Source organism: Macrococcus psychrotolerans (assembly GCF_038095555.1).
GTDB lineage: Bacteria > Bacillota > Bacilli > Staphylococcales > Staphylococcaceae > Macrococcoides > Macrococcoides psychrotolerans.
Window position 1 is genome coordinate 665,998 of record NZ_CP124591.1, and the last position, 17,241, is coordinate 683,238.

Annotated in this window: 18 protein-coding genes; 12 read left to right on the forward strand and 6 right to left on the reverse strand. The window is 39.2% G+C overall.

The features are described from left to right. Positions 1–40 precede the first annotated feature (40 nt). Positions 41–1,033, reverse strand: a complete 993-nt coding sequence (trpS, locus tag QA539_RS03470) for a tryptophan--tRNA ligase (RefSeq protein WP_219494274.1) — start codon at positions 1,031–1,033, stop codon at positions 41–43. 420 nt (positions 1,034–1,453) lie between these two features. On the opposite strand from trpS, the gene spxA reads away from it, so the two are divergent. From spxA to pepF, 4 genes are all read left to right on the forward strand, one after another. Next, positions 1,454–1,849: a transcriptional regulator SpxA gene (gene spxA / locus QA539_RS03475; protein ID WP_219494276.1), complete on the forward strand. Its 396-nt coding sequence runs from the start codon at positions 1,454–1,456 to the stop codon at positions 1,847–1,849. Positions 1,850–1,975: 126 nt separating this feature from the next. Beyond that, positions 1,976–2,638, forward strand: coding sequence for an adaptor protein MecA (gene mecA / locus QA539_RS03480; RefSeq protein WP_419895443.1), 663 nt, complete (start codon positions 1,976–1,978; stop codon positions 2,636–2,638). A gap of 66 nt (positions 2,639–2,704) precedes the next feature. Next, complete coding sequence (locus tag QA539_RS03485) at positions 2,705–3,700, forward strand: competence protein CoiA (RefSeq protein ID WP_419895444.1); 996 nt, start codon at positions 2,705–2,707, stop codon at positions 3,698–3,700. 35 nt (positions 3,701–3,735) lie between these two features. After that, positions 3,736–5,544 (forward strand): oligoendopeptidase F, encoded by a 1,809-nt coding sequence (gene pepF, locus QA539_RS03490; protein ID WP_419895445.1) that lies wholly within the window; start codon positions 3,736–3,738, stop codon positions 5,542–5,544. Between the two features lie 325 nt (positions 5,545–5,869). Here pepF and QA539_RS03495 read toward each other — a convergent pair whose 3' ends face one another. From QA539_RS03495 to QA539_RS03505, 3 genes are read right to left on the reverse strand one after another with little or no spacing between them, the layout of a single operon-like run. Beyond that, positions 5,870–6,652, reverse strand: a complete 783-nt coding sequence (locus tag QA539_RS03495) for a ClpXP adapter SpxH family protein (RefSeq protein WP_219494283.1) — start codon at positions 6,650–6,652, stop codon at positions 5,870–5,872. Positions 6,653–6,667: 15 nt separating this feature from the next. Further along, on the reverse strand, positions 6,668–7,039 hold the full coding sequence (locus QA539_RS03500; RefSeq protein WP_086038402.1) for a globin: 372 nt from the start codon (positions 7,037–7,039) through the stop codon (positions 6,668–6,670). A 41-nt stretch (positions 7,040–7,080) separates the two neighbouring features. Beyond that, entirely contained in the window at positions 7,081–7,665 is a 585-nt protein-coding gene (locus QA539_RS03505; protein ID WP_219494284.1) for a CYTH domain-containing protein, read from the reverse strand. Between the two features lie 148 nt (positions 7,666–7,813). Between QA539_RS03505 and QA539_RS03510 the strand changes: the two genes are divergently transcribed. The 7 genes from QA539_RS03510 (at position 7,814) to fabI (ending at position 14,617) form a co-directional block, all read left to right on the forward strand. Next, a complete protein-coding gene (locus QA539_RS03510) occupies positions 7,814–8,155 on the forward strand; it encodes a hypothetical protein (RefSeq protein WP_219494286.1) in 342 nt (113 codons plus the stop codon). Between the two features lie 14 nt (positions 8,156–8,169). Beyond that, on the forward strand, positions 8,170–8,796 hold the full coding sequence (locus QA539_RS03515) for a GTP pyrophosphokinase (protein ID WP_219494288.1): 627 nt from the start codon (positions 8,170–8,172) through the stop codon (positions 8,794–8,796). 11 nt (positions 8,797–8,807) lie between these two features. Then, complete coding sequence (locus QA539_RS03520) at positions 8,808–9,605, forward strand: NAD kinase (protein WP_219494290.1); 798 nt, start codon at positions 8,808–8,810, stop codon at positions 9,603–9,605. Then, on the forward strand, positions 9,602–10,495 hold the full coding sequence (locus tag QA539_RS03525; RefSeq protein WP_419895446.1) for an RluA family pseudouridine synthase: 894 nt from the start codon (positions 9,602–9,604) through the stop codon (positions 10,493–10,495). The genes QA539_RS03520 and QA539_RS03525 overlap by 4 nt, the downstream gene beginning before the upstream one ends. Then, a complete protein-coding gene (mgtE, locus tag QA539_RS03530; protein WP_419895447.1) occupies positions 10,470–11,846 on the forward strand; it encodes a magnesium transporter in 1,377 nt (458 codons plus the stop codon). Before QA539_RS03525 ends, mgtE begins: the two co-directional genes overlap by 26 nt. Before the next feature lie 9 nt (positions 11,847–11,855). Next, positions 11,856–13,685 (forward strand): monovalent cation:proton antiporter family protein, encoded by a 1,830-nt coding sequence (locus QA539_RS03535; RefSeq protein WP_419895448.1) that lies wholly within the window; start codon positions 11,856–11,858, stop codon positions 13,683–13,685. Positions 13,686–13,843: 158 nt separating this feature from the next. Then, complete coding sequence (fabI, locus tag QA539_RS03540) at positions 13,844–14,617, forward strand: enoyl-ACP reductase FabI (protein WP_419895449.1); 774 nt, start codon at positions 13,844–13,846, stop codon at positions 14,615–14,617. 49 nt (positions 14,618–14,666) lie between these two features. Here fabI and QA539_RS03545 read toward each other — a convergent pair whose 3' ends face one another. Both QA539_RS03545 and QA539_RS03550 read right to left on the reverse strand, forming a co-directional pair. Then, on the reverse strand, positions 14,667–15,176 hold the full coding sequence (locus QA539_RS03545; RefSeq protein WP_101030505.1) for a YjcG family protein: 510 nt from the start codon (positions 15,174–15,176) through the stop codon (positions 14,667–14,669). Between the two features lie 47 nt (positions 15,177–15,223). Continuing rightward, a complete protein-coding gene (locus tag QA539_RS03550; protein WP_219494301.1) occupies positions 15,224–15,901 on the reverse strand; it encodes an alpha/beta hydrolase in 678 nt (225 codons plus the stop codon). A gap of 129 nt (positions 15,902–16,030) precedes the next feature. On the opposite strand from QA539_RS03550, the gene QA539_RS03555 reads away from it, so the two are divergent. Continuing rightward, positions 16,031–17,131 (forward strand): AI-2E family transporter, encoded by a 1,101-nt coding sequence (locus QA539_RS03555; RefSeq protein ID WP_413474320.1) that lies wholly within the window; start codon positions 16,031–16,033, stop codon positions 17,129–17,131. Positions 17,132–17,241 lie beyond the last annotated feature (110 nt).

A 17,241-nucleotide genomic window follows, 5' to 3' on the forward strand; every position in this document is an offset into this window, starting at 1 on the left:
GAACCATCACCGGTTCAGGCGTTCTTAATTGAACTTTAACTTACCTTCTCTTTCTTCCGAGTCCCATTGCGTTTTCCATTTTCTTTAACATCTTGAATGATTTCTTACGTGCTTTCTCAGCACCTTCGTCTAATATTCTGTCTAATTCCTCAGAGTTCATATAATACTCATATTTCTCCTGGAATGGCGTAATAAATTCAACCATGACGTCAGCAAGATCGGATTTAAAGTCGCCATATCCTTTGCCTTCATACATTGCTTCAAGTTCGGCGATTGTCTTACCGGTAAATATTGAATAGATGCTGAGTAGATTCGAGATACCTGGCTTATTTTCCTTATCATATTTCACAATTCCGTCAGAGTCTGTTACTGCTGATTTAATTTTCTTAGCGACAGTATTTGGCGGGTCTAGTAATGAGATGAATCCTTTCGTGTTGCTGTCAGATTTACTCATTTTCTTCGTCGGTTCCTGTAAGCTCATAATTCTGCCACCGACTTTAGGCATGCGTATCTCAGGGATTGTGAAGATGTCGTTATAACGTGCGTTGAAGCGTTCTGCTAAGTCGCGTGTTAATTCCAGATGTTGCTTCTGATCTTCACCAACGGGTACGATGTTCGTTCCATATAAAAGAATGTCTGCCGCCATTAGTGGTGGATATGTGAGTAATCCTGCAGGTATGCCTTCTTTACGGTCTTTCGCTTTATCTTTGTATTGTGTCATACGTTCTAATTCGCCGATTGATGAGATAGTAGTCAGCATCCATCCAGCCTGAGCATGTGCCGGGACTTCTGACTGAATGAAGAGTGTCACTTTTTCTGGGTCGAGTCCACTTGCTAGGTAAAGGGCTGCGAGTGAGCGGATGTTCTTACGTAGTGCCGCTTTGTCCTGTGGTACTGTGATAGCATGCTGATCAACGATGCAGAAATAGCAGTCGTACTCATCTTGTATCTCTGTAAATTGCTTCAATGCGCCGATATAGTTACCAATTGTCGGAACCCCGCTCGGCTGTATACCTGAGAATAATGTTTCCATTTGATTAACTCCTTTGATTAAGTTTCTTCTATATTATTATTCATTGTACTATAAAATATACATTATCGAAATATGACGATTGTGAAACTTTATGAAAACGTATTGTTATTATTGTTTGATGGGTGTATAGTGTAAGAGTAAATATTAAAAGTTTTATTTAGGTTCTTGCTTAAGATATAAATAAGGCAAAAATGTGAATTATCTGAAAGTAATATAAAATCTTTTTAAAATATTAGAGAATTCTCATTTAATTTTAATGTTTACGTATTATAATGACATTATCAGGTTAGGAAAGACAAATAGTTTAAAGATTTGTCAAATCATATGTTTAACGTCCCGGTATTCGGGTATATAGGTAGAGTACACACCTCGTATGAAAGAACTAACCGATAAATCTAAACAATTAGGAGAGTGAGATGTATGGTAACATTATTTACTTCACCAAGTTGCACATCTTGCCGTAAAGCGAAAGCATGGTTACAAGAACATGACATTCCGTATACGGAGCGTAATATTTTTTCAGAAAACTTATCAATTGATGAGATTAAAGCGATTTTAAGAATGACAGAAGATGGTACAGATGAAATTATCTCTACACGTTCTAAGACATTCCAGAAATTAAATGTAGATATCGATTCATTACCATTACAAGATTTATACGATATTATTCAGAAGAATCCTGGATTACTTCGTCGTCCGATTATTTTAGATGAGAAACGTCTTCAAGTTGGATACAACGAAGATGAAATCAGAAGATTCTTGCCACGTAAGGTTCGTACATTCCAATTATTAGAAGCACAACGTATGGTAGAATAATATTGATATAAAGAGAGGTGCCTGCATTTTGCAGGTACCTCTTTTTATAAACAGTTTTATTGTAGGAAATCTTTTCTTCGTGTACAATGATATTACCATTCATACATAGGATTGGAGGAATGACTCATGAGAATAGAGCGAGTGAATGAATCAACTTTAAAATTTTATTTGACATATACTGATATTGAAGCGCGTGGTTTCAAGCGTGATGATCTGTGGACGAGCCGCAAGAAAGGTGAGGAATTCTTCTGGTCTGTGATGGAAGAGGTTAATGAGGAAGAGGATTTCTTTTTCGATGGTCCGTTATGGATACAAGTCCATGCCTTTGATAAAGGAATTGAGGTTGTTGTAACAAAATCTAAGAATGATGATCTGCAGTTACCAGAAGATGACAGTGACTTAAATATAGATGAGAAAGTGAATGATTTTATTAATAATTCAATGCACAGCGATTCTGAACTACGTGATTTACTTATGCGTGCGTCAGAAGAATCGACAGAACAGTTCTTTATTGTACACTTTGATGATCTAGAAGATTTGATTCAATTTAGTTATCATAATTATGAAGATGTAGACATTGAAGACTTATTGTATATGTATGAAGGTAAGTATTATTACTATGTAGAGTTCGATGACCATATGTCAGAAGATGCGATTCATAGTTATATTGCACATATACTGGAATATGCGGATGAGACACAAATCTCTCACGAACAGCTGGATGAATACGGTAAGATTGTGATGAGTCACAATGTAAAGCGTCAAGTAAAGCAGTATTTTAAACAGTAATCTTTACAAAATCTTATAGAATCAAAACAGCACTTTCTGATATATATCATCAGGAGGTGCTGTTTTTTGATTCAGGCGATGAATAGCAATGGAGAATTAGTACAAGCACAGTTTGCAGCGCGTAATCAACATTATTATTGTCCGGTATGCCACCAGAAGGTTGTGCTGAGAAGAGGAGAGATGAAGATTCCTCATTTCTCGCATATTTCAACACATGATTGTTTCAGTAACGTCTACCGTAAAGAGTCGCTCAGTCATCTGCAAGGGAAGTATATGCTTTACCGCATGTTCGGGGCACATCAAGCATCTCTTGAATACTTTATCAGTGAGATTGAGCAGATTCCTGATATTCTGCTGAAAGAAGGGGTTGCATTAGAACTTCAGCTATCAGTAATTCCTGCGCGAATAGTTGCAAGCAGGACAGCAGGCTATCAGTCGCTCGGCATGAAAGTGTGCTGGATTACCGATTATCGTTCGCTTAAGATAGAGGAAGATATACTCATATTGAATTATTTTCAGCAGTCATTGATCTATTATCCGTCACATACTTTGTTTGTACTGGACAATGCAGATGAGACACTTTATGCACTGAAGATTCAGCAAGTAGTGGGACGTTTTAAATATAAAGTGCAGCGGTTTACAGTGCAATCAAAGGAAGAGCTCTTCCATCATATGATACACTCACTACTGAAATCGGCACATAAGGTGATGAACGATAGAGACGTGCAGCAGTATATTAGAAACTGCGTTGCGAGACGCTCTGTATTAGAACCGACATTAAGTGCACTCTATCAGCTGAATATTCACAAGGACAATATACCTTTACACTATCGCATCATTCTGCCTGAGCAGATACTGTTGAATGCGCATCCAATCTATTGGCAGCTGGAACTGGAACGCATGGTTCATCATGATGCGTTTACATTAGAGGCATTCAGTTCGGTATTGAATATTCATCCTGCAGCACAGTGTTATGGTCATGAACTTTCTTTATGCACACACATTTTACAAGAATATTATCGGATATCGAAGCAAATACGTGCAATTTCCGCGAAAAAATGAGAAAATTAAGATAAATTTATTTTAGGAGGCTATTTATGTCAGAATTGATTACTAGAGATGAACAGAAACTAGAGAATACATGGGACTTAACTACAATCTTTGAAAGTGATGACGCATGGGAAAGTGCATTCAAGAAGCTTGAAGGATACCTCGGCCGAGAAGAAGAAATAAAAGGGAAAATCGGTGATAGTGCAGAAAACTTATTAGAAGCATTGCTATTAGATGCTGAAATCGATGAACAGCTCGGAAAAGTTTATGTATATGCACACTTAAAGCACGATCAGGATACTTCAGATGCGAAGTATACAGCATTAGAACAGCGCGCTGCAAATTTAGCGAGCCAGTTCAGTGCACGCTGGAGCTTTATGCTGCCTGAATTGATGTCGATTGACGAAGCGACTTTAAAATCTTATGTCGCTGAGCTGGATGGCTTACAGCGCTTTAAGTTTGATTTAGAGCGCATCAATAAGAAGCGTCCACACGTGTTAAGTGAAAGTGAAGAGAAGATTCTTGCAGAAGCGTCTGAGGCATTATCTGCGTCGACAAACACATTCGGTATGTTTAACAATGCTGACTTGAAGTTTGATAACGTCAAAGATAAAGAGGGGAACAGCTTACCATTATCTCACGGCAACTATATTACCTATCTAGAATCAGATGACCGTGTGTTAAGAGAGAATGCATATAAAGAAGTGTATTCAAAGTATGGACAGTTCAACAATACGTTAGCACAGACATTAGCAGGTAAAGTGAAGGCGAGTGTATTTTCAAGCAAAGTTCGAAACTACGAAAGTGCACGTGCACAGGCCCTGTCTAACAATGATATTCCAGAATCGGTTTATGATAATTTAGTGCAGACAGTGAATGATAACTTGCACTTATTACATCGCTATACGAAGCTGCGTAAGGAATTACTTGGATTAGATGAAATGCATATGTATGATATGTACACGCCAGTAATTCAGGATGAGAAATTCGAAGTGACATATGAAGAAGCGAAAGCGTGGATGCTGAAAAGTTTAGAACCTATGGGATCTGAGTATACAGATGTCATCAAAGAAGGTTTAACGAATCGCTGGGTGGATGTTTATGAGAATAAGGGCAAGAGAAGCGGAGCATACTCTTCAGGTACGTTCGGTACTAATCCATTCATCTTAATGAACTGGACAGATAGTGTGAACAACACATTCACCTTGACGCATGAATTCGGACATAGTGCACATAGTTATTTCTCAAGAAATAATCAGCCGTCAAATATGTCAGGCTATTCTATCTTCGTAGCAGAAGTTGCCTCAACTTGTAATGAAGCATTACTTGCTGATTATATGTATAAGCATCTAGATGATGATAAGAAGAAGCTCTATTTACTGAACTATCAGTTAGACGGATTCCGCGGTACAGTGTTCAGACAGACGATGTTTGCAGAGTTTGAATATTTAATTCATACACTTGCTGAACAGAATGAGCCGTTGACAGCAGAGCGACTAAACGCAGAGTATCGCAAGTTAAACGAGAAGTATTACGGGGACGCTGTAATTACAGATGACTATATTCAATATGAATGGAGCAGAATTCCACACTTCTATTACAATTACTATGTGTATCAATATGCAACTGGATATAGTGCAGCATACGCATTAAGTAAGAAGATTTTAGAAGAGGGGCAACCAGCAGTTGAAAAGTATATCAATGAATTCCTGAAAGCCGGAAGTTCTGATTATCCGATCGAAGTGCTGAAGAAAGCAGGTGTCGATATGAACGAAAAAACACCAATTGAAAATGCATGTAAAGTATTTGAAGAACGTCTGGATGCATTCGAAGCATTAATCAAATCAAGGTCGTAACACTCGCGAACAGACACGCGCAAAATCACGAAAAGATACAAAGACTTTGTGAAATCGTTTACAATATGTCTATTTTGTGAACGATAGATAAAAACGTTGAAATGAACAATCACACATGTTATATTTTATACATGAAATTGATCACATACCAAACATACCCCTTTGTTTGAGTGAAAGATTTCTCCCATCCCCTTTGTTTAATACCGTGTATACAGACACGGTATTTTTTTATGCCTTCTTTTAAAGTTAACATATAGTAGATAAAATCACCCGGACAATACTGAGGATACGTATTGTTCGGGTGATTTATTTTTGAATATAAATTCTATATACTGACCTTTCTCCAGAAAAGATCATGGTCATAGTGGACATCTTCTATTAATCGCTGCATCTTCAATTTACGTAGTTCATTGATGAGCAGAGGTTTCGGCCATTCATAGATGACTTCGAGCTCTGATTCACTGACGAGCTCCTGTTCGTTGATATAGTCCATGAGTTTTGGTGGTAGTTCTTTTTCTATAGGAACATCCATCAATTCACTGATAATATACGTATAGATTGAATAGTTCTGAATGCCTTCCACCTTCAACCCCTCATCTTCGAAGTTTTCATTGAAGAACACGAGTGTCGGTGTATAGTTGACATCCATTTCGTTCGAAATATGCTGATCGCATTTTAGTGATGTAGTCACATGACTGCTTTTAATATCCTCTAAGAATACTTCAACATCAATCCCTGCTTTGTCCGCTGAATGGAGTATCAGTTCTTTGGTGATGATATCCTGTTTCGGCATAATAGCATTCTGGATGTAGTTCAAAAAGTGTGCAGCCTTTTTGCGACCTTGCAGTTCAGCGGCTTTAAATGCAAGTGCGATATTATCATCGATTGTCGTACTTTGCGCCTGACATTTAGTCAGGACTTTCAGGCTCGGCAGAAGAATCTGCTTAATGTCGACAAACTGATTATATTCTATTTGTAGCTTACGAAGTAACGATTTCATCTGCCATGAGTCCTTACAGAAGGGATCGAAGAAAGAATAGATTTCGATTTTCTTCTTAGGCATCAATGGTTCATATTGTTTTTCGCGTACAAGCTGTAAATGATTCATTGTATTCACCTGCAATTAATATTCAGCATTCACCATATGTTCTGCTGTTAATGTCAGCCTTTGTAATAGATACGTTCTGACATCCTTATCCATATCCACTTCATGTGCTGCCCTGTACATGTTCTCAAGCCATGCGTCCTTTTCTTGTGAACCTATAGTAAACGGCATATGTCTGCCACGTAGCATTGGATGACCATGCTCATCTGAGTATAGTGTAGGTCCACCAAGAAACTGTGTTAAGAATTGTTTCTGTTTACGGCTCGTTTCTTCGAAGTCGCCAGGAAACAGATGGTTGATACGTGTATCATGTGCGACATATCGATAGAAGATATCAATCATCTCATACAACGTTTCCTGACCGATTTGTTCAAATGGCGTGTTCAATATGCCAGCTCCTTTTTAACTAAATATATCATGTATATTCCTTTTTAAAAGTTTTTTGCTTGTAACTGCACGAAATGATCATAGAATCGCTGTACTTTATTTTTACTTACAGAAACAGGGATACTGTGCTGTTTTAGTAAGTTATCGAATATTTGTTTACCGCTATCGTAATCTGAGACTTCATATTCAAGTTCGAAGTCTTCTGTATCCAGATAGGCACTGGCATCAAGTACAAGCAGGCCGGATTCGTATTCCGTCTCCATGCGTTCAGTTGATAATGCGCCGAATACTTTCAGCGGTGCGTGGATATCCCGTCTGATCAGTTCACTGCGAATGGGTTCCGGTAGCGTATCTACTTCATAGAAATCTTGTGTTAGATCGCTATCATCAAGTGGAATATTATATTCCATGACGCCAATCTGCTGAGGAATCTTCAATGTCATCTCTTTAAGCTTTCCGGCGTCTCTTATGCGCAGTGCGATGTGCTTATCTCTAAGCTTGAAGTCTTTCGTATCCATATAGAAGTTGGTCTGCGTAAAAGGCGATACGTCTTTAAAGTAAAGTGATTTAAGTAAGGCATAGCTTTCATAGTTAAGCATGTTCTTGAATTCGATTTCCAGGTGATTCATCGTGAGCCTCCAATAATAAATGTTAACTTTATTATGCGAAAACTGTACTTTTAAGTAAAGAAATTAACATATTTTATATAGAAATTATCAATCCGTTAAAGTTATGTGCCGTTTTATGTTAAAATATTGTTGTTAAGGAGTGGATATTATGAATTTACATGTCAACGAAATCAAACTGGAAGATAACAAAGTCAAGATATATACAGAGGAATCACAACTGGACGTTACAGCAACAGGAACAATGGTCGTAGATAGTGATCATATGCAGTTTGTCTATCTGCTGGATGATGGGGAATTCCATCACTTACGATTTGTCCAGGAAACATGGCCGATGTTAAAGCAGTATCAGGATAAAGACTGGTATCTATACGGAACGCTACAGTTAGATAACTTTAAGGAAGAACTGCAGTTTCTGCTTGAGAACATAGAAGGTAACTATAACTATGGGAAAGAATTTACAGAGAGTGTTGAGCATGCATTTGAATTGTAGGACGGAGTGAGCGTATGAATCAATGGGATTTATTCTTGTCGCCGTATTATCAGGCGGTTGATGAACTTAAAGTGAAGCTTAAAGGCATAAGGAAACAGTTTATTAATGAAGGTAAATCATCACCAATTGAATTTGTGACCGGACGCGTAAAGCCGGTACCAAGCATTATCGAGAAAGCGAATACGAGAGGAATCGCATTTGATAAGCTCAGTGAAGAGATGTATGATATTGCGGGTTTAAGGTTGATGTGTCAGTTCGTAGATGATATCGATGTTGTCGTTAATATGCTTAAAGCAAGAAGTGACTTTGAAGTCGTTGAAGAGCGTGATTATATCAAAGATACGAAGGAAAGCGGATATCGCTCGTATCATGTCATCATCAAGTATCCGATAGAAACGTTATCGGGCCAGAAGTTTATTCTTGCAGAAATTCAGATTCGTACACTTGCCATGAATTTCTGGGCAACGATTGAACATACGCTGCGCTATAAGTATAGTGGGGACTATCCACCGGAAATCAGAACGAGACTGGAACGTGCGGCTGAAGCTGCATTTCTGCTGGATGAAGAGATGTCTGAAATTCGTGAAGAAATACAGGAAGCACAAAAATATTATACCGAACAACGCAGCGAAAAACGCTAAGAGGTGAAGCGATGAGATATGCAATATTGACTAAAGGTGACTCTAAGAGTAATGCTTTAAAGCAGAAGATGGTCAGTTATATGAATGACTTCAATATGACAGAAGATACAGCGACTCCTGAAATTGTCATCTCTGTTGGGGGAGACGGGACATTACTTCAGGCGTTTCATACATATAGTCATCAACTGGAAGAAACGAGTTTTGTTGGTATACATACGGGACATCTTGGCTTCTATGCAGACTGGCTCCCGCATGAAGTGGAAAAACTGATCATTGCAATCAATAATGATTCATTCCAGGTCATCGAATACCCGCTTGTTGAAGTTGTTGTCAGATACGATGAAGGTAAGGCGAGTCGATATCTCGCACTGAACGAAGCTACTGTAAAGACACATAATGGTGCAACGCTGGTCGCAGATATAAGTTTAAGAGGTGAGCTATTTGAACGTTTCAGAGGCGATGGATTGTGTATTTCAACACCGAGCGGCTCTACGGCATATAATAAAGCGCTTGGCGGTGCACTGATACATCCTTCATTGGATGCAATTCAAGTGACCGAAATTGCTTCGATTAACAATCGTGTGTTCCGTACAGTCGGTTCACCGCTCGTACTCCCTAAACATCATAATTGTCAGGTGGAACCTGCAAATCCAATCACGTTACAGCTTACATTTGATCATATCACTGCGGATCATAAAGGTGTTTCGTCGATACAGTACCGTGTTGCGGATGAGAAAGTGAGATTTGCACGATTTAGACCCTTTCCTTTCTGGAAACGTGTGCACGATTCATTTATCGCAAGCGAATGAAACAGCTTACTTATGCAGTGACAGAACAGATAACAGTTAAGAAATTTCTTCAGAACCATCAATATAGCAGAAAGAGTATAAGCGCCATTAAACAAAATGGTGCTTTACTTGTTAATGGGCGTCAGGTGACGGTGCGATATGAGATGCATAAGGATGATACTTTAACTGTCTGGCTCCCGGATGAATCAAGAAGTAAAGCACTTATAGCAAGTCATATTCCAATACGAATACACTATAACGATGAGTATCTGATCGTTGTGTCTAAACCCCCTTTTATGAATACGATACCTTCAAAGCAGCATCCGCATGACAGTTTGATAGAAGCAGTATATGGTTATCTGGAAACGCACGGTGATAAGAGCGTGCTCCATCCAGTCAGCAGGTTAGATCGTGATACGAGTGGACTTGTTGTATTCAGCAAACATCAGCTGACCCATCATCTGTTAACAGGGAAGATAGAGAAATTCTATCTTCTCATTGCTGCAGGTCATGTGAAAGACCATGGTAACTATGTCTATCCGATTGACAGAGCATCTGATTCTATCATTACACGTACTGTTGCTATTAACGGACAGCATGCACGTACAGAATATCATTTAATAGATTATGATGCAGCGTTAGATATAAGTCTTGTACACGCAAAGTTACATACAGGTAGAACGCACCAGATTAGAGTGCATTTCAGTGCAGCTTTACATCCGCTTGCTGGAGATAGCCTCTATGGGGGCAATTCATTGATGAATAGACAGGCGTTACACGCAGCTGAAGTACGCCTGACCCATCCGATTACAGGGGAAAAGCTGCATATTCTTGATGCCCTACCGGAGGATCTTGAAACATTATTAGTAAATATGGAGGTACATCATGGCAGAACAAGATTTTATGACTGACGAAGCAATGTATGATAAAGCATTGCTCGATTCACTCTTATTGAATAATGAAATAGATGCATTTCGTGATGAATTCCTGGAACTTCATACATACGACCAAGGAGCATACTTTACTCAAGCAGATGATGAACTGAGAAATCAGATGTATCATTTATTATCTCCGAAAGAAGTCGCAGAGTTGCTTGAGACGACAGAAATGGAAGATGAAGATTACGATCATATCTTCGATACGATGGATGCGCGTTATGCCAGTGATATGCTGTCTGAAATGTCATTTGATAATGCGGTCGATCTACTGAAGATCTTACCGAAAACAAAAGTTGCAAGCTTACTGCTGTTGATGGATAAAGACGCTTCAGAAGAAATTAAAGCGTTATTGCATTATGAAGAAGATACAGCTGGAAGTTTGATGACAACTGAATATATTTCAATTTCAGAGATGATGTCCGTGCGTGAAGCAATGATTCATGTAAAGGAGCAAGCACCAAAAGCTGAGACAATCTATGTCATCTTTGTGCAGAACGACAAAAAGAAGCTCGTCGGTGTTATTTCACTCAGAGAATTAATTGTAGCAGAAAATGATGCATACGTAGAAGAAGTGATGAATGAACGTGTTATCAGTGTCAATGTTGCTGATGATCAGGAAGATGTTGCGATGATTATGCGAGATTATGACTTTCTTGCAGTACCTGTCGTTGACTATCAGAATCATCTGCTCGGGATTATTACGATTGATGATATCCTCGATGTTATTGACGAAGAAGCGAGTGAAGACTACTCTAGACTTGCCGGTGTCAGCGATATTGACTCGACGAAAGATACGGTCTTTACAACAGCACGCAAACGACTGCCGTGGCTGATGATTCTAACGGTACTTGGAATGATCACAGCAACGATCCTTGGCAATTTTGAAGAGACGCTGGAGAAAGTAGCACTGCTTGCAGCTTTTATCCCAATTATCGGGGGAATGGCCGGGAATTCTGGTACACAGAGTCTGGCGGTTGCAGTGCGCGGGATTTCTACGGGTGAAGTGGATGAGCAGAGTAAAGTAAAGCTCGCACTCAGAGAAGCGGGATCTGGATTGCTTTCAGGATTGTGTTGTGCGGTATTATTGTTTATTATTATTGTATTGATTTATCAAACGCCGATTCTTGCACTCATCGTTTCCTTTAGTTTAACGATTGCGATGACGGTGGCAACATTGTCTGGTGCATTGGTCCCGTTACTCATGCACAGAATGAAGATAGATCCTGCAGTTGCAAGTGGTCCTTTTATTTCGACAATCAATGATATTATCAGTATGCTGATCTATTTCAGTCTTGCAACGACATTTATGAGCTATTTAGTTTAGGAGGGTTATATGGAAAATCATGACCAGTTAATTTCACTCGTTGTAGTCGTAGTATGTGCGTTTTTAACGCCGATACTGCTCAATAGACTACGTATTACATTCCTGCCGGTTGTTGTTGCAGAGATATTGATGGGGATTATCGTCGGAAAATCATTGTTCAATTGGGTAGAAAGAACAGAGATGCTGAATATCTTATCGACGCTCGGCTTTATTTTCCTTATGTTCTTAAGTGGTCTGGAAATTGACTTTAAGACATTTAAATCAAAGCCTGGCACTAAAAAAGGAAAAGAACCGAATCCTTTAATTTTAACGCTCTCTATATTTCTCGGGATACTGCTGTTAAGTATTGGCGCTGCCTATCTCTTTAAATGGGCTGGACTTGTTGATGATGTCCTGCTGATGGTTATTATTATCTCGACAATTTCGCTTGGTGTCGTTGTACCGACATTAAAGGAAATGAATCTGATGCAGACGAGTATCGGACAAATCATCTTACTTGTAGCCGTAATCGCAGACCTAGCGACAATTCTCCTGTTAACGCTCTATGGAACATTGCATGCAGAAGGGGATTCTCCGGTATGGCTGATCGGGATACTCGTCGTATTCACTGCACTCTTCTATGTGATGGGGAACCGTCTGAAGAAGTTAGAGTTTCTGCATAATTTAATGGCAGGAACAACGCAGATTGGAATACGTGCGGTATTTGCTCTTATTCTGTTACTTGTTGCACTTGCTGAAAGTGTCGGTGCAGAGAATATCCTTGGTGCATTCTTAGCGGGATGTGTCGTGAGTTTACTCGGTCCTGACAAAGATATGGTCGACAAGCTTGATTCATTCGGCTATGGGTTCTTTATTCCGATATTCTTCATTATGGTAGGGGTGGACCTCGATATTCCATCATTATTTATGGATCCATCGAAGCTTGTGTTAATCCCCATCCTATTCATCGTATTCTACTTGACGAAAGCGATACCCCTTGCAGTATTGCTCAAGTGGTATGATAAGCAGACGGTGCTTGCATCAACCTTTCTACTGACTTCAACATTGTCACTCGTTATCGCCAGTGCCAAGATTGCTGAGAGATTAGGTGCGATAGATAGCTCAACATCAGGAACTTTGATTCTTGCAGCAGTGATTACTTGCGTGATCGTGCCCGTCTTCTTTAAGAAGCTCTTCCCGGTGCAGTTAAGCGAAGAGAAAGTCATTCGAATTGCATTCATCGGAAATAATCAGCTCTCGATACCTGTAGCACAAAGCTTTAAATCAGCGCTGTATATGCCAACAATTATCTACAGGAAGAGTAACGATGCACGTCAAATCAGTGATATCGATGTCATTGAGATTGATGAATATACTTACGATGAATTAAATTCAATCGGATTGTTCGATTTTGATATCGTCGTATGTTCAGCAAATGATGAATCGATTAACCGCAGTGTGGCATTGATGGCAAAAGAAGAAGGTGTTGAGCGTGTTATCTGTCGCGTAGAGTCCAAGAAAGAAGACGATGAACTATTGGAGGCAGATATTGAAATCTTCAGTGAATTCCAGAGTACGAAGACATTGCTGAAAGGTCTGATCGAGTCACCGAACATGCTGAATTTATTGTCTAACGTAGAGACATCACTGTATGAGATAGAAATGTTGAATACGCGTTATCATGAAATGCGTCTACGTGAGTTTCCGTTCAGTGGCGATATTATCTTCGTCCGCATATTACGCGGCAAAGATTCAATCGTACCTCATGGAGAAACCGAATTACACTTTAAAGACCGTCTTATCGTAACAGGGTCAAGAGAGTATGTAGATGAAATTAAGCGGGAACTCGAATTATTCTAAGTTTACAGTACGCCTGAAGGAAACTTCAAGGCGTATTTTTTATTGAAGTCTCCAATTATTATTTCTTAAAAATATATTATTTTTTACTGAAATTCAAATGAACTTCTGATATATTTAGTAGTAGGTACTAGAACTTACTTTTATAAAAGGAGACTTATATGTTAAATTTTCAGGATAAAGTGTATGTCATTATGGGTGTGGCGAATAAACGCAGTATCGGATATGGTGTGGCACAAGTATTAGATGAAGTTGGTGCTAAGCTGATATTTACATATCGTAAAGAGCGTAGCATGAAAGAACTGGAACGTCTGCTCCCTAATTTAAAGAATAATCATGATGCACTGATGATTCAATGTGATGTGCAAGAAGACGCGGATGTCGTACGTGCGTTTGAACAGATTAAAGCTGAAGTAGGGCATATCGATGGCGTGTTCCATTCGATCGCATTTGCCAATATGGAAGATCTGCGAGGTCGCTTTATTGATACGACCCGTGAAGGGTTCCTACTTGCTCAGGATATCAGCTCATACTCGTTAACGATTGTAGCGAGAGAAGCGAGTAAGTTAATGTCTGAAGGTGGATCTATCGTGACGACGACATATATTGGAGGAGAATTCGCGATTCCGAACTATAACGTCATGGGCGTTGCGAAAGCAAGCCTTGAAGCCAATGTCAAATATTTAGCATTAGACCTCGGTCAAGATGGTATCCGTGTGAATGCCGTATCACCAGGACCGATTCGTACATTAAGCGCAAAAGGCATCGGAGACTTTAATACGATATTAAAACGGATCGAAAATGAAGCACCGTTAAAACGTAACGTAGATACGTTGGAAGTTGGTAAGACAGCACTGTACCTGTTAAGTGATTTATCAAGTGGTGTCACCGGAGAAAATATTCATGTGGATAGCGGTTATCATATTGTAGGATAAAACTGGACTATAAAACGAGAGGCTAGGACATGTGTCCTAGCCGTTTAGGTTATTCTCCAAGTTTAAACGTTTCCAGTACATTCCATGTTCCGTTTTCTAATTGGTAACATAGACAGACTTTATCGATTACTTCCTGATGGCTTTCATCTTTCATCTGTAGCTGACCGAAGATGTCTTCAAACTCCTGTGACGATAGTCCTTGTCCAATTGTGAAGTGTGGAACGAAAGGGTGTGCGTTCTGTCCATAGAAGTCACCATTATTGAATGCTTCATAGAGTTTCTTCAATCCTGTGTTTGGTGTGACTTTCAGATAGATGACATTCTTTGTCGGAACAAAGCTTGATACTTTCTCAACGTTTACCTCAACCGGTGCACTTGACTTTGCGACGTCAGCAATTTTTTCTGTAACAGCTTCGACCTCATCTTCTGATACTTCGAATGCATCCTTGAGTGTAATATGTGGTGCAATCACCCCATAATGACTGTCGTAACGCTTTCGGTAGTTATTGATGTAATCCTGATAAGCCTTTGATGGATATAATACGATACCAAGTTTCATATTGATCACCTCTAAAATTTTTTGATAATTCAATTATATCAGAAAGTTTATAAGAAGTAATAGCTTAACATGTTTTCTATTTCCGGTTTCCATGTCTTCCAGTTATGTGAGCCTGATAGTTCTTTGTAGTAATGCGGCTTTCCATTCTGGTTAAGTGTGTCGTGTAGTTCTTGTATCGGCGTCAGAAAGTCAGCTGATGTACCGTCCTTCAGTGTGAATTCATACTCTTCATCACCAACTGCGATATAATAATCAGCATCTGTCTCGGCAGCAGCTGTAATCATGTCGTGCGTCAGCATCGGGCTGAACAGCACCGCCTTATTAAAGACTGGATACTGAATCGCAAGCATCAGTGCAATGCTTGCAGCCAGGCTGTCACCGATAAGCAGAATGTCATTCGTGTTAATATTGTAGTGGACTAGCAGATAATTCAGCAGCTCATCATGGACGAAGGTCATCATCGCAGTTTGCTTATCACCTTGTGGATGATATTCTTCAGCACGCACTGCAACATTCGGATAATGTATGAAGACAATGATATGCTGATTAATATTCAGTGCTTCATACTGCCTATGTAACTGCGCCATCTGAGCAAGATCTTGTCCGTCAAAAGCAATGATGACTTTCGGCGATTCGATATGTTCTGGTATATAGATGCCAAGCTTAACGATACGCTCGAGTGCTGTGCTGTTTATTTCTAGGGGATGAATAAGTCCTGGTTTCATATAATCACTCCTTTAGTTTAAATATATTATACAATTTTACATCAATTTTTATGAAAAGGATTTTTCAAATTGTGATAAACAGGAGGAATCTGGGGTATAATGAGAAATAAAGACAATTTGGAGGAATTTATGACAAATAAAGTTTGGTTTAGATTCGGTGTAGGGCTTCTTCTTACATTTTTAATCATCAAGTATTTCTTAGAGATTAACCATATCTTCTACCCGATCATCATCATTGTAAAATCTATTATCCTGCCGTTATTACTCGGTGGTTTCCTGTACTATATTGTAGTACCGTTCCAGGATAAGCTGGAAGAAAAGCGTCATTTAAAACGCTGGCAAAGTGTTACATTAATCATGATTGCACTGTGTTTAATTATCGGTCTATTATTCTCGTTTGTAGGACCTATTGTATCAAAGCAGACGAATAATTTCATAGATAACTATCCCGCAATTCAAAAGGAATTTCAATCGTATGTAAGTCTGGCACTAGATCAGCGCGATAAATTACCTGAGAATGTTAAAGACGGGATTAATAATGGGATAGAGAAGATGAACGAATATTCAGGGAAGATTGTAACGAATGCGTTCTCTTTTATTACACAGTTCATCTCTACGCTGTTCTTGTTAATCTTAGTACCATTCTTCCTGATCTATATGCTGAAAGATCATGACCGCTTCGTACCCTTTGTATCAGCACCGTTCACAGGGAAGCGTAAGGTGTTCGTTGTCACTTTATTTAAAGATATTGATAAGACGTTACGCTCATATATTCAAGGGCAGGTAACGGTCAGTATCATTCTGGGGTTACTACTCCTTGCCGGCTACTTAGTTATTGGATTAGATTATGCAGTAATTCTCGCGATGTGGGGCATGGTAACGAACTTAATTCCATTCTTAGGACCATATATGGCGGTAATACCTGCCATTATTATTGCGTTGATCCAAGACCCTGTTATGGCGATTTACGTGATCATTATTATGTTTGTGGCCCAGCAGCTAGAAGGAAATGTCATTACACCGAATATTATGGGTAAGACATTGAATATGCACCCGTTAACCATTATTACGGTCATCCTTGCAGCTGGAAACCTTGGTGGTTTCTTAGCCATCTTAGTTGCCGTACCAACTTATGCTGTGTTAAAGACAATCGTAAGAAACTTCTATATGCATCGACAGGAGATTACTTCTGAAGCGAATAAGATTGTTAAAGAACGACATATGAGGTAATCCAGGATATTAAGCACCAGTTAGAAGCGCTTTATGAACTTCACACTGTGTGCTTTTTTTATATTTAGTATCTATGTTAAAATTAATAAAATATCTATAAAGGAGAACGC